This window comes from Lacrimispora amygdalina (assembly GCF_003432035.1).
In the GTDB taxonomy this organism is placed as follows: domain Bacteria; phylum Bacillota; class Clostridia; order Lachnospirales; family Lachnospiraceae; genus Lacrimispora; species Lacrimispora amygdalina.
The window spans coordinates 1-14,568 of record NZ_QOHO01000129.1; the positions used below are offsets into that span (position 1 = coordinate 1).

12 protein-coding genes are annotated in these 14,568 nt (G+C 45.3%); all 12 read left to right on the forward strand.

The window, feature by feature from the left end:
* Positions 1–387: 387 nt before the first annotated feature.
* The 12 genes from DS742_RS27830 (at position 388) to DS742_RS27885 (ending at position 14,496) form a co-directional block, all read left to right on the forward strand.
* The gene (locus DS742_RS27830) at positions 388–1,746 is read left to right on the forward strand and encodes a TadA family conjugal transfer-associated ATPase (RefSeq protein WP_117420156.1); all 1,359 of its coding nucleotides are present in this window, start codon (positions 388–390) and stop codon (positions 1,744–1,746) included.
* A gap of 4 nt (positions 1,747–1,750) precedes the next feature.
* Positions 1,751–2,680 (forward strand): type II secretion system F family protein, encoded by a 930-nt coding sequence (locus DS742_RS27835; RefSeq protein WP_205692821.1) that lies wholly within the window; start codon positions 1,751–1,753, stop codon positions 2,678–2,680.
* A 35-nt stretch (positions 2,681–2,715) separates the two neighbouring features.
* On the forward strand, positions 2,716–3,633 hold the full coding sequence (locus tag DS742_RS27840) for a type II secretion system F family protein (protein ID WP_117420157.1): 918 nt from the start codon (positions 2,716–2,718) through the stop codon (positions 3,631–3,633).
* 2 nt (positions 3,634–3,635) lie between these two features.
* Positions 3,636–4,010, forward strand: a complete 375-nt coding sequence (locus tag DS742_RS27845) for a DUF192 domain-containing protein (protein ID WP_170313627.1) — start codon at positions 3,636–3,638, stop codon at positions 4,008–4,010.
* Positions 3,988–5,547: a hypothetical protein gene (locus DS742_RS27850; RefSeq protein ID WP_117420159.1), complete on the forward strand. Its 1,560-nt coding sequence runs from the start codon at positions 3,988–3,990 to the stop codon at positions 5,545–5,547. The genes DS742_RS27845 and DS742_RS27850 overlap by 23 nt, the downstream gene beginning before the upstream one ends.
* On the forward strand, positions 5,540–6,061 hold the full coding sequence (locus DS742_RS27855) for a TadE family protein (RefSeq protein ID WP_117420160.1): 522 nt from the start codon (positions 5,540–5,542) through the stop codon (positions 6,059–6,061). Before DS742_RS27850 ends, DS742_RS27855 begins: the two co-directional genes overlap by 8 nt.
* A 22-nt stretch (positions 6,062–6,083) precedes the next feature.
* Entirely contained in the window at positions 6,084–6,632 is a 549-nt protein-coding gene (locus tag DS742_RS27860) for a TadE/TadG family type IV pilus assembly protein (RefSeq protein ID WP_117420161.1), read from the forward strand.
* 27 nt (positions 6,633–6,659) lie between these two features.
* Positions 6,660–7,229, forward strand: coding sequence for a hypothetical protein (locus DS742_RS27865; RefSeq protein WP_117420162.1), 570 nt, complete (start codon positions 6,660–6,662; stop codon positions 7,227–7,229).
* A 25-nt stretch (positions 7,230–7,254) separates the two neighbouring features.
* On the forward strand, positions 7,255–8,493 hold the full coding sequence (locus DS742_RS27870; protein WP_117420163.1) for an ABC transporter substrate-binding protein: 1,239 nt from the start codon (positions 7,255–7,257) through the stop codon (positions 8,491–8,493).
* 30 nt (positions 8,494–8,523) lie between these two features.
* Positions 8,524–11,292, forward strand: a complete 2,769-nt coding sequence (locus DS742_RS27875; RefSeq protein WP_117420164.1) for a Spy0128 family protein — start codon at positions 8,524–8,526, stop codon at positions 11,290–11,292.
* 103 nt (positions 11,293–11,395) lie between these two features.
* Positions 11,396–12,370 carry an AraC family transcriptional regulator gene (locus tag DS742_RS27880; protein ID WP_117420165.1) on the forward strand — a complete coding sequence of 325 codons (975 nt, stop codon included), beginning with the start codon at positions 11,396–11,398 and terminating at the stop codon, positions 12,368–12,370.
* Positions 12,371–12,495: 125 nt separating this feature from the next.
* Positions 12,496–14,496, forward strand: a complete 2,001-nt coding sequence (locus DS742_RS27885) for a glycoside hydrolase family 31 protein (RefSeq protein WP_117420166.1) — start codon at positions 12,496–12,498, stop codon at positions 14,494–14,496.
* Positions 14,497–14,568: the final 72 nt, after the last annotated feature.

Sequence of the window (14,568 nt, forward strand, 5' to 3'; positions counted from 1 at the left end):
CGGCCTGCTGCATTGACTGTGCCTCAGCTGTTTTATTTGTAACAGGAAAAGATGTGCCTGCGCTGCACAATGCAAAGAAAAGTCTGCAGGTGCTTGCAGAACTGACGGATAAACAGAAGATCAAACTGATTGTCGGAAAATGCTATGGATACGGAATATCAGACAACGATGTTTCCCGTGTACTTGGCATGCCGGTGTGGGGTTCCATTCCCTATGATGAAAAATCAGCGGTGGCAGCAGCAAATCAGGGTNNAAAGTAAAATCTGTAAGGAAATTTCCAATATAGCAGAACGGCTGGAAGGAATGAACGAGGGTTACAGAAGTGTGAAAAGCAGGAAAAAGAAACGGATATCATTTCTTCAAAAAGGAAAGGAGACTGGATAAGCCATGGAGTGGGTATCTCGTCTGGGCCAGCCAAAGGAAACAGACCATTCTGTTTCAAAAGCGTTCAGTGTTTCAAACGCCGAGCCAGGAAACAGGGCGGATAAAAATTATGACAAATTAAAGCAGACGGTTCATCAGGAGGTAATACGGGAATATAATGACCGTTTCTCGGACAGCACCAATGGGAAATTCATTGATGTTATGGAAATCATCCATCAGGCCATTGCCAGACAGGAGGAGAGTCTGACACGTCTGGAGGAATCAAAGCTCGCTCAGGAAATTTACGACGATGTCATGGGACTGGGCCCCTTAGAGCCGTTGCTGCGGGATGATTCTATTTCTGAAATCATGGTGAACAGTGCAAGACAGATTTACATAGAACGGGGAGGCAGACTGGAACAGACAGCCGCCAGCTTCCGGGATGATGCCCATGTATTAAAGGTAATCAACCGGATCGTTTCATCCGTGGGCAGGCGCTGTGATGAAGCCACCCCCATGGTGGATGCACGTCTGGCAGACGGTTCCCGTGTAAATGCCATTATTCCGCCTATCGCTTTAAAAGGTCCCTCCATCACAATCAGAAAATTTTCTTCCACACCCCTTAAAATCGGAGATTTAATCGGATATGGCTCCTTATCTTCCCAGATGGCAGGATTTTTGGAGGCAGCAGTAAAGGGACGCTGTAATATCATTGTTTCCGGGGGAACCGGTTCAGGTAAAACCACACTGTTAAATGTATTATCAGGGTATATTCCTGACAGTGAAAGAATCGTGACCATAGAGGACGCGGCCGAGCTCCAGCTGAAACAGGATCATGTTGTGACCCTGGAAGGGCGGCCAAGCAATATTGAAGGAAAAGGGATTGTTTCAATCCGTGATCTGGTGAAGAATGCACTTAGAATGCGTCCCGACCGGATTATTGTAGGAGAGGTCCGGTCCGGAGAGACTCTGGATATGCTGCAGGCCATGAATACAGGTCATGACGGTTCTCTTACTACGGTACACGCAAATTCTTCCAGAGATGTGATATCCCGTCTGGAAACAATGGTTTTGATGTCAGGAATGGAATTGCCCGCAAAAGCCATCAGAGAGCAGATTACCTCTGCCATTGACTTAATCGTACATCAGTCCCGTTTACGGGATGGAAGCAGAAAGATTGTCAACATAGCTGAGGTGGTGGGTATGGAAGGTGATACTGTTACCATGCAGGATATTTTCAGCTTTCGCCAGAACGGTACGGATGGGAATGGAAAAATCGCAGGGAAGTTTGAACCAACGGGAATACATCCGAAGATTCTTGATAAGATCAGGGATAATGGTGGCTATTGCAGGGATGACTGGTTCCTTGCGGAAAGGAGGTGACAGCATGAAAATGGTTTGTCTGGCTGCTGCGGCATTATTCAGCTATTGTGCCATAGAAATGATTCTGGAATTTCTGTTAAAAAAACAGCTGCAGATCAACGAGCGGTTAAGTGATTTAAGCCAGGTGAAAAAAGAAACACTAGTTTCGTCTGAAGAAAAAAAGGACAGACAGCTTTTGCGTTTCATACATATTTCAAAAAAGCTGAAGGAAGAAGTCAGCTTATCCGGAATCAGGCTGCGTCCGGAGGAGTTTATCATGATCTGGTTTCTTCTTATTTTTGCACCGGCCATGCTCTTATTTGCATTTGCCCCGGATTTGATTCAGTGTATAGGGCTTTTCCTCATAGGACTGGTTGTTCCTCCATTCTTTCTCAAAATGGCGGCTGCGAAACAGCGCTCCCTGTTTGAGGCTCAGTTAGGGGATGCGCTGATGGTGCTTTCCAATGGTCTGAGAGCCGGTTTTTCTTTTGAGCAGGCGCTGGAGAATGTTTCCGGAGATTTAGCCAATCCCATTGGCGGCGAATTGAACACAATCGTCAGGGAGCTTAAGCTGGGAGGGGAACTGGAACAGTCTTTTCTGATAGTAGCTGACCGAATGGAAAGCGATGATTTAAAGCTGCTCACTACAGCTGTTGTCATACAGCAGAGGGTGGGCGGAAATCTGGCAGAAATACTGGATATCATTTCCCAGACCATACGGGACAGACTGACAATCAAGCGTTCCATAAAGACACTGACCGCTCAGGGAAGGATCACCGGCCAGGTGATTGGAGTGCTTCCCATCCTGCTGCTGCTTGCTCTTTCATTTGCCAATCCAGGGTATATTTCGCCGCTGTTTTCGTCTCTTCCGGGACGCCTCCTTCTGCTTCTTGGCGGAAGTATGGAGATTTTTGGCTTTCTAATAATCAATAAAATCGTAAATATAAAGTTTTGATGAAACCATAGGAGATTCAGACAGGAGAAGAAAAGATGATATTTCTGACAGCCATTGCCGGCGCAGTGTTTGCTTATTTTTTTGTTGATCTGTGTTTTTCCGCAGCTTTTTCTAAAACGCTTGCTTTGAATGAACGCTTAAAATCCGTGGAAGATATGGGAAAACGGCAACGGGAAACAGGGGAACTGGATGTTTCGATCATAGACCGGATCATGAGACCGGTTTTTAACCGCATCCTTACTATTTTTTCCGTATTTGCGCCTAAAAATCCCGCGGCTCTGGAGAGAATGGAGCAGCAGCTTAAGCAGGCCGGCATTCATATGAAATCCCAAAACTACAGCGCGGCGGTAGCCTTTTTTACGGCAGTATGCATTGGGCTCGGCATTTTATACGGCAGGACGGGAGGTTTTTTACAGTCTGTCCTTTATGGTGCACTGGGGCTTTATGCCGGAATAGTCTTAAGCCGTTTTCATTTAAAGAGCAAAATAAAACAACGAAAAGCAGAACTATATCACCAGCTTCCGGAAATGATGGATTTATTAAGTGTCAGTGTCTCGGCTGGACTGGGTTTTGACCAGGCCCTGGGATATGTGGTGGAGAAATCAAAGGGAGCGCTCATCGACGAACTGGATGTGACTCAGAGGGAAATTTCCCTGGGCCGCAGGCGCAAGGAGGCTCTGATCGGATTTGCAGACCGGTGTGATAATATGGAGATCCGGACATTTGTCACGGCTGTTATCCAGGCCGATGAAATGGGATCCTCCATGCAGAATATCCTGTCCATCCAGGCGACTACGATCCGGCAGACCCATAAACAGAATGTAGAAGAAAAGGCGCAGAAATTATCTGTAAAGATTCTGCTGCCCATGGTGCTGTTTATATTTCCTGTCATCTTTATTGTACTTTTGGGACCGGCAGTCATGTCAATTATGGAAATGTTTGGAGGTATGTAATTATGATAGTTCTTATAGAAGGGGAAAATGGTTTTGAGGTTCAGGCACAATTTGCCGATACCTTCATAAAAAGACTGCTGGGGCTGATGTTTCGCAGGGAGCTGCATGAGGGCAGTGCCCTGCTTTTAGATCCCTGTTCCCGTATCCATACATGCTTCATGCGTTTTCCCATCGATGTGGTATATCTGGACCATGTTAATATGGTTTTGAAAAGGGAAACAGTTTATCCCTGGCGGATGGGAAGCTTTGTGAAAGGAACCAGAAAGATATTAGAATTAAATAAAGGCGCTGCAAGAAAGTTAAAGACCGAAAAACAGCTGTTTATCAGTTTTATTGAAGAAAGGAGGTCGCAAGATGAATTACAATCAGGTAAATGATTTCGGACAGGAGGCAGGAAACGGCGGACAGATGGGGGGCATGCTTTCTGACGGCATGGAAGGCCTTACAGGAAAGAATATGCAGACCGAGCTTGCTGCAAAGCTCCAGACAACGGTAGTGGGAGGATATACCAAAAAGAGTGTGGAAGAATACGCTTTGGAAATGAGGAATAATCTGATGCTGATAAAAATGCAGCTGGAGCAGCAGATCCGTGAGCTGACTGCTGAAAAAGTCAGTGTAACCCAGGAATGCCAGGTGCTGCGGGAGCAATTAAACACAGCGGAAGAAAAGCTATCCGACGCAATCGCGCTAAAGGAAAGGGCGATGCAGGAAGCCAGGCTGTCAGCAGCAAAATTGGAAGAATGGGAGAACCAGCATTCCGATTATGAAGAGATGCAGCTGCAGAAAGAAATGTATGAGGAAGAGATTTCCCAAAAAGAACAGGATATTATCCGTTTGAATGGACAATTATCAAACTATCAGCACGATTATGAGGCTTTGCAGGCGAGAATGAAGAATATGGAGGAAGACCTGCTGAAGGTTTCCCTGGGGCTGCCTCAGCCGGAAATGGAAGAAATGCTGCGGCAGAAGGAGGAAGCTGAGCAAAAATACGAAAAGCTTCTTATGAAAATGGAAGAAAACGCCATAGCTCTGGAGCAGGAACGCCAGGCCCGAAAGGAAGAGCAGGAGCAGCAGAACCTGATGACTGAAAGGGGAAAATGGGAACAGCAGGCTCTGATTGTTGAACGGGAAAAGCTGGAACAGCAGATTTTATCAGCTGAAAAGGAGAGATCGGAACACCAGGCTTTGATCGCTGAACGGGAAAAACAGGAGCAGCAGGCTTTGGCGGCTGAAAAGGAAAAATGGGAAAAGAAGCTTAATGACTTAAAGAACCAGTATGAAGAACAGGAGAACTATAAAAGAGAACTGGAAGAAAAGGTTGACGTTTTATACAAGAATTATGAGGAAAACTCATCCTGGATAAAAAGGCAGGAGCAGCAGATTGAAGAAAAGGACATGCTTTTAAAACATTACCAGGTGCAGGAGCAGGGAGCCATACTGACCCGCCAGGAAAATCAAAAATTAAAAGATACCATAGATTCCTTAAAAGAAACAATTCAGATGATTATGGAGCAGATGGAAACTCAGTCTGAAAGCATGAATCTTTACATGGAGCGTACGACTCAGGAGCGGGATACCCTTAAAAAAGCAATTGGGGAACAGGCAGCTCTGAAGCTTCAGAATGTGGAACTGCTGGATATCCAGAGAGGCCTGCTGGCCCAGATTGAGGAGCTGAAATCCAGGAATATGCAGCTGGAGAAAGGAATGGAGCTGCAGAAAAAGGTTTCCTTACCTGTGGAACGGGAGAAAAGGGCTGTGCTGCCGGAAAAGCAGCCATCTGTCAGCGCAGAAAGGGAGTCTTCTGACCCGGAGCTGTTTACCTGTGACAAAGCCATGCAGAAAGCCAGGGGATTGTTCTCTGTAATGGAAGGAGAATATGCCGAGAAGACCAGGGAGGTAAAGAACATTGGCTGACTTTAAAGGTAAGGATGAAAACGGGCAGTCAATCCTGGAATTTGCCCTGATTCTGCCTATTATAGTGCTGCTCTTTACTGCTCCTGTGGATTTCTTTATCTGCATGAATACGAAGATGACATTAAGCAGTGCTGCCAGCGAATGTATCAGCCGTTTGGACTATTCTGATATTTCTTCAGGAACGGTGAGCGGCAAGGTGACACAGATCATTACCCAGAATTTCACGGAACGGCTGGATCCTTCAAAGGTTAATATTGAAGAACTGAACGCGGGGAGCAGTCAAAAGAACGATTACAGTTATTACGTTTACTCCAGCGACCGGGCCAATCCAGCTGACTTTGGCAGCCAGTTTGAAGTGCGCCCCGGCAGTTATGAGTATTCCGAGGTACAGCTGCAGCTTTCTTATGAACGTTCTGCAGTAACCTTTTGGGGAACGTTCTTTCTGGGGAATACATATAAAGTGAAAACACCTGTCTATTCCCGTGATATTTATATAAACGGCTATACTCCGTAGCAAGACGGGAGGAGGATGAGTTATGAAATGTTTATTTGCTCTGAAACAGGATAAAGGACAGGGAATGGTAGAATTTGCGCTGGTGTTTCCGATTTTTATTATAATCATTCTTTTCATAATCGAAGTTGGCTGGATGACATACCAGCAGACTGTTTTCGATCAGAGTTATCAGTATTCCAGCTGGTCTGTCCAGGCGTCGGATTTCGGGGATTCGGATCCGTTAGATACCTGCCCGTCCAGTGCTGTCTACAGCGGAAATACGGTGTCAGACCCTTTGGTGGAAAGAATAAAAGAAGCCAGTTTCTGGGGCTTCTTACCGGAGAATTTAACAGTCAGTGATGCACAGGCGGATATGAAAAATGTAGAAAAATCCTTTTCGGTACCGGGGCGGACACCGGGCGATACCGTAACGGCAATCAGCCGGACCCGCTATATGGATTTAAAAGCAACCCTGTCCTATGATATATACCCTCTTACCTTTCTGGGGCGGCAGGTTTTCGGATCCAGGGTGACAAAGGAAAAAAAATTAAGCTGCAGCAGGGTCGTATCCACCCAGCACAGATCTGAGTAGCTTTGGGTGACAAAAAGGGAGGAAAGCATGAAATGTAAAACCAGGTGGAAAAAGAAGCTTGCCTGTTTTGACCGGGAAGATGGAAATATTCTGCTGCTTTTCGCCGGCAGCCTGACTGTCCTGATTTTTTTCATCGGGATATCGATGGATCTGGGGCTCATTTATTTAAAGCGCAATGCACTGATGAATCTATGCCAGCTTGTGAAAGAAGACAGATTTACGTTCCAGGATTCAATAAGATATTCCGATAATCCGGGGAAGGACAGCTTTACCATGATTGAAGATGCTTTAAGAAGGAATCATTTTGATGGAACGGTGAAGGTTTATTTTAAAGAAGAAGCGCCGGAAACCAATTACCGGTATTACAAAATACGGACACAGCTCAGCGAAGAATACTCTTATACATTTTTGAAGATTTTCGGAGCCGATACGACTACCATTACCGTTTATTTTGACGGAGGGGAAACATACGGAGAAGGGATTTCGGATGTCATATGGCACCCTGCTTTACCGGTTTCCAGCTACAATGGTTCTTATACCAGCCAGCCTGACGGAAGCTGCGATTATGACAGCGGTGATATGCCGGCTGACTGGTAACGGATAATATATGAGGTAACTTAACATGCAAAAGAAGGTTTTTTCAGCGGCCGTTTTTCTGCTTGCAGCGGCTTGTATTCTCACTGCCTGCAAAAAGAACGGCTTTATTTTTAAAAAGAATCCAGTCAGGGAGTGCACACTTACATTTTGGCATTGGGACACCGGGCACGAAGAATTTTATGAGAAAATCGCATCGGATTATGCGAAGGAGCATGAAGGAGTAAAAATAAATATCAGGCTGGTTCCCTATGAAACTTATACGAAGGAGTGGTTAAAAGCTGCTTCTGAAGGGGAAACTGCAGATGTTTTTGCCATTCCTCCTGAAAGCCTGGCTGAGTTTATAGACAGCAGGAAGCTTGAGGCGCTGACCTATGCAGATCTCATCCCTGCAGGCAGTGAAGAGGAATTTCTTATAAACAAACCAGGAAAAGAGAAGGCTTATGCCCTTCCTGCAGCCGGCAGTCTTCCGGTGATTTTTTACAATAAAGATATTTATGAACAGAATCAGCTTGTTATTCCTGAAACACTTTCGGATTTCGTGACAAACTGTGCCATTTTAAAACAGTCTTCCTGCCAGCCGTTTGCCATGTCGCTGACAGAGGAGGGGAGGTTTGATGCTTTTGATTTTGCGGCCGGAATTCTGGCTAACGGAAAGAGCCTTAATGGCAAAAAGTCAGAGAAACAGGACTTTAAAAAGCTGCTGGATCAAAATACCGGCTATTATGACCTGCTTGGACTGGCTATGGAATTGTCCCTGGATAAGGGAGTCTGTGTGAAAGGGCATCAGGCTCTGTTAGAAAATTTTGCACAGAACAAATACGCCATGATCTGCGGCACCACAGAGGACATTGCTGCGTTAAATAGCATGTCATCATCCTTTGGGTGGTTCATGCTGCCGGGAGAGGATTATACAAAAGCAGGAGTCTGGAAGGCAAATCATATGTTCGGGGCTGCAAAAAAGGGAAAATCAGTGAAGGAAGCAAAAAATTTTCTTTCCTATTTCCTTACCCGGGAAAACCAGCTGGCATTTTCAGCAGAGTTTGGGATGCTTCCGGCTGTAAAAGGCTTAAAGCCGGATGATAAGGAAATCAGGCAGGCCTACGAACTGGTAAGCGGGAAAAAGGAAGTGTATTTCCCATTTTTTCAGACCATGTCTCAGGAAGAGAGAACGTTATGTGCGGAGAAATTAGATCTTATATTTTCAGGCGAAGTAACGGATCCGGAAGGCTTTTTGACAGATTGGATCAAAAAGCTGAAGGATTAGCCGGAAAAGTCGTGTGTGGAGGTAAAAGTAATGTTTAAAATAATAAGAAAAGGGCTGCCGGTCATGTTGCTGGCACTTTTTGGGCTGTTTCTTTATCCTGCCAAGGTCCTGGCAGCTTCTGTCCAGCCCCTGACGATTTATGTAACTACCGTTATTGATAATTCGTCGGATTATCCGGATCAGGCCGGACAGATAAATTCCAAATATGATGCAAAACGGATATACCAGATGTCAAAAACCAGTAACTATCCGGCTTATTATCCATCCGGATATGAAACAGGAGTAGTAACTGTGAAAAACGGCTTTACATCAACCGTAAAGTTCCCCGGAAAATCTTCAGGCACAAACTGCAATACGGTCTGGTTCGGAGCAAACGGATACACCGATTCTCATTTGAGCCTTGTTTCCGTAGAATACGGCAAAAACGTGAGCGCCTATACCTATAACGGAACCGGGAACGCTTCCAATCCATTTGCAACCCAGGCCTATAACTGGATTTCGGTCGGCGGTAATGCTGCCGAAGTCAAAGTCACCCTGCATTTCAGATATAATCCGGATATTGATGAGGTTCCGCCGGAGGAGGTGCCGGAGCCGGATCATAAGAAAGTGATTGATTATCTGGGCGACGGTGCCGGGAATCCGGATACGGACGCCCATGGAGTGAATGATTACCGGATTTATCTGGACTTAACTACCAGCAGGGAAGAGGAGGCCAGAAAATCGGATATTATTTTTGTATTGGATGTCAGCAATTCCATGGAAGAATCAATGGGAGGCGCATCCAGGTTCCAGGTCATGAAACAGACGGTATACAATGCGGTATCGGTTCTTGCAGAAAATCCGGATAACCGCTTTTCCATCATCACCTTCGGAACAAATTCCAATCTTGTCGTTTCAGGAAGCACAGACAGGGACGGTTTACTTCAGACTATAAATTCCCTGGCCCTTCCGGGAGGGGCGCAGGGCGGTACAAATTATTACCAGTCCATGAATCAGGCTTCTGAACTGATCGGGGGGCTGTCCTCACCGGGAGCCGAGCAGGTGGTGTTTTTCATTACCGACGGGCAGCCTACGGCGGCTACGCCTGCTGCACAGGCACTCGGCTACTCCGTTTATACAGAGGTGGGAACTGTTTATGCTGCTGACGCAGCCAGACAGATGCAGGGAGTTGACCGGTTTTATTCTATTTTTATGGGGAGCAGTACCGGAGGTGCATCGACGCTGCAGACCATTACCCAGATGGTAAATACCAATATTGAAAAATACATGGTTCAGGCGGCCAGTGCGGAACAAATAAACAATGCATTTAACCGGTTCGTGTCTCAGATCAGCAATTCGTTTTACGATGTGACAATCAATGATCGGCTCTCTGAGTACGTTGATTATATGGGGGACTTAAAGGTGATGCGTCAGACCGGCAGCGCACAGCCGGAATATCTGTCAGTCGGCAAAGATTATACGGCAGGTTTTGAAAATGCAGGGATTAATATAAAGCTGTTAAGCGCTACATTGCCGGCCAGCCGTTATGTCGTGTCTTTTAATGTACGCGCCTCCGACAAAGCTCTGGATTATTATGATTCAAACCAAAGCTATCCCCATACAGGAGATTCCGGCACGGATTATCCAGGCAACAGTACCAGTTCGGGAATGCCCGGATTTTACTCCAATTCAGAGGCTGGTCTTACGTATTCATACGGCAAAAGCGGTACGGCTGAGTATAGTTATAATAAGCCCGTGGTCCAGGTTGTTGAACCGGATGCTGCCAAGGCTGAAATCCGTTTAAAAAAGCTTCTGACAGGAAAGACACTGGAAGCCGGCAGTTTCCAGTTTGAGATCAGCAGGGTTTTGGACGGGAAAGAAATTCCTGTCGCAACAGCTTTTAATGATGCAGAAGGCAATATTACGTTTCCGGAAGTAAACTTAAGTAAACCGGGGATTTTTCTCTTCCATGTAAAAGAGATCATTCCACAGGAGAAAATACCGGGCATGGTATACGATACGAAGACGATTCAGGTAGAGGTAGAGGCCACAAGATCCGGGGATGAACTGAAAACCCAGGTCCGTTATCCGGCGGTTGTTTCCTTTGTCAACCAATATGAGCCGCAGCCGGTATCTGTCAGCCTGAATGCTCAAAAAAAGCTTTTGGGACGAACCCTGAAGAAAGGAATGTTCCAGTTCCGTCTTCTTAACGGAAACAATGAGGGAGTGGAGACGGTGCCCAATGATGGATCCGGAAAAATCAGTTTCTCCCCGCTTACATTTACAAAAGAAGGAACCTACACGTATCTGATCCGGGAGTCTGTTCCCATTCCTGCCGATCCGAATATTACATATGATTTAAAAACCATCACGGCTAAGGTTCTTGTGACGGACAGCGGCGGCAGGCTGAAGGCAGAAGTTTCCTATTGGCCCGATCAGTTATTTAAGAATAGTTTTACTTACCAGGCGGAATCGGCAACCATTGAAGTGAAAAAGGTTCTGACCGGAATGCAGCTCACGGCCGGACTGTTTGAATTTGAACTTAAGGATATGCAGACTGGTGACGTACAAAAAACTGAAAACAGGGCAGATGGCACTGTCAGCTTTATGGAATCCTATGATGAACCGGGTGAGCATACTTATCAGATCAGGGAAATAAAACCTTCTGACCCCATCCCGTATATGAACTATGACAGCAAAACGATAACGGTTACAGTACTGGTGGAAGATGATGGTACGGGAAATTTAGTCACAACAGTGGAATATCCTGATGATAAAACTTTTTATAATACCTATAAGATCCGAGGCGGGATCTGGTAATTCTGTTTCAGAGGAGTAATTTTAATTTAATTACACCACAAAGATATGTTATAATTATTTAAAACTCTATATTAATTGAAGCATTTATAAAACAGGAAAGGGTGTGATAAGCCAGATGGACCCCATGGATTTTACAAGAAGATCAAAATATAAAGAACCAATCCAGCACGGAAACGCATTTTTCCCTTTCAGCACCCATGAAACAGATATCAGACTGAGGGAAGGAAAGACTTTTCACACCTTTTTTATGAATGGAGCAAATTTCGGAGGTCTGGTGGGACTGGGTCAGGAACCTCCCTTATATTTTCATTGTCACAGGGAACTGGAGCTGTTCTGGGTATGCAAAGGAATGGCCAGAATCAGCATAGAAAATGAAGAGATTCAGGTCAGTAAGGGAGATGTTGTGCTAATCCGGCCGGACAGAATTCACGGCTCCAATGACTGCTTAAAAGAAGACCTTATTTACCGGACCATATTATTTAGCTACGAGTTTGTGGGGAGTATGGAGAATGATGTCATCAGGCAGAACTACATTGATCCCCTGTTTTCCGTAACAACCGGATCTTATATCTTTCTGACATCTGAGCAGCAGGATTGTGAAAGACTGTTTCATCTGTTAAATGATGCATACAGCGTTTATGAAAATGGCGGAAAGGGATTTGAACTGCTTCTGAAAGCCAGAATACTGGAGTTCTTCTATGAAGTGGTAAAATGCGGAAAAATATCACAGACTCCAGAGCAGACCGATGCAAGAATCGGCTCATTCATGAAAGATATTAATCACTACATAACAAAAAATTATACCAACAGAATTGAACTAGGTGATGCAGCAAAGCACGTTTCCATGAGCAAGGGATATTTTTGCCGTTACTTTAAACATGCATTTCACATGACTTTTCATGAGTACCTGACCAATATAAGGCTGCGGGAAGCTGAAAATCTGGTGCGTACCACTCATCTGGGTATGGAAGAGATCGCTTTCCGCACCGGTTTTTCCAATTCCAATTACTTTACGGTCAGTTTTAAAAAGCATTATCATATGATTCCTACAAAATACCGGAGCGAAGTCAATCTGTAATCAGGCCCCGTCCCCATAAAGTTATTTTTTTAATAAAAGAGGTCAAGAAAAGCAGGGTAACTTTATGTGCATACAACTAAAATAAAATAATAGCATGAGTTCAAAAGAAAGGGGTAAAACAAGGCATGAATTATATCAGAGAGGACCAGGAAGCTATTATTTTTGAAAATGACGGGGAAACTCTCCGTATTGAACCGTGGGGCGAAAATTCCCTGCGGGTGAGGGCTGTTATGATGGGGGATATCAAAGATACGGATTACGCACTTCTTCCCGCGCCGTTTAAACCAGCTAAGATCATTATAAAAGATGAGTTTAACGGAGAGATCACCAACGGATCAATTACCGCGGTTTTATCTGTGGATGGCTGGCAGAAAAGATGCCGGGTGAGCTTTTTTAACCAGAAAGGGGAACTGCTGCTGGAGGAAGAAAGAGCCGGGGGAGCCCTTAATAAAAAGACAAGGGATTTTAAATCCAGGCTGGGAGGGGACTATGAGCTGACGGTCACATTTGCCTCAGACCAGTCGGAACGGCTATACGGTATGGGCCAGTATCAGCAGGAAGTTTTAAATATTAAAAACTGCATTTTAGAGCTTGCCCACAGAAACTCCCAGGCCTCCGTTCCGTTTGTACTGTCGGATAAGGGGTATGGCTTTTTCTGGCATAATCCTGCAGTCGGAACGGCTTCCTTTGGGAAAAATATGACCCAGTGGTATGCACAGAGCACGAAACAGATGGATTACTGGATCACTGCAGGAGATACTCCTAAAGAAATCGTGGGAGCCTATGCAAAAGCCACCGGAACACCTCCTAAAATGCCGGAATATGGCCTGGGCTTCTGGCAATGCAAGTTAAGATACTGGAATCAGGAAGAACTTTTAAATGTTGCCAGAGAATATCATAAAAGAGGAATTCCGGTAGACGTGATCGTAATTGATTTCTACCACTGGCCCAAATGCGGTGACTACCGTTTTGATGAAAATGATTTTCCGGATCCCAAGGCCATGGTTGAAGAGCTGAATAAATATGGGATGGAGCTGATGGTTTCCATCTGGCCCCAGGTGAATTTAACCAGTGAAAATTATGAGGAAATGAAGCAGAAAGGCCTGCTTGTAAAATCAGAGAGGGGAGTTCCCATAGCAATGCGCTTCCAGGGAGAGAACGCGTTCTTTGATGCAACGAATCCAAAAGCAAGAGATTATGTCTGGAATTTATGCAGGAAGAATTATTATGACTATGGGATTAAAACCTTCTGGCTTGACGAGGCGGAACCGGAATTTTCCACCTATGAGTATGATAATTACCGTTACTATATGGGACCGGTCAACCAGATCGGTAACATCTATCCACAGCTCTATGCAAAAACCTTCTATGACGGTCAGATCGCTGCCGGCATGGATACAGCGGTTAACCTGCTGCGCTGTGCCTGGGCAGGCAGTCAGCGCTACGGCGCACTGGTATGGTCCGGCGATATTCACAGCGATTGGAAGACGTTAAGAGAACAGGTTTGTGCAGGGTTAAATATGGGAATTGCAGGTATCCCCTGGTGGACAACCGACATCGGAGGGTTCATGGGAGGAGATCCCTCAGATCCTTTATTCAGGCAGCTGTTCGTCCGATGGTTCCAGTGGGGGACGTTCTGCCCGGTTATGCGCCTTCATGGAGACCGGTCACCGTCAAAGCCGGTTTATCATGCAGATGGCACACCGTCAATGCCAACCGGGGCGGACAATGAGATATGGAGCTTTGGAGATGAAAACACGCCCATCTTAGAAAAATTCATTCATTTCAGAGAGGCGATGCGGCCCTATTTACGAACATTAATGAACGAAGCCCATGAATCCGGCAAACCTGTCATGCGCACCATGTTCTATGAATTCCCCCATGATGAGAGATGCTGGGATTTAACGGGCCAGTATATGCTTGGTTCCGATATACTGGTAGCCCCCATCCTATATGAGAATACATATGAAAGGGATGTTTATCTTCCGCAGGGAGCAGGCTGGACTCTGATCTATGATGGAACGGAATATGAAGGAGGGCAGATCATTCATCAGACAGCTAAAATTGATCAGATTCCTGTTTTTCTTCGTGACGGAAAGCAGAAAGAGTTGATTGGAAAAATATAATACCCACCCCTAATTTCCCCTAATCAGCAAAAAAAATATAGAAACTGGCTGAAGCTCAATTGTAAAATGACT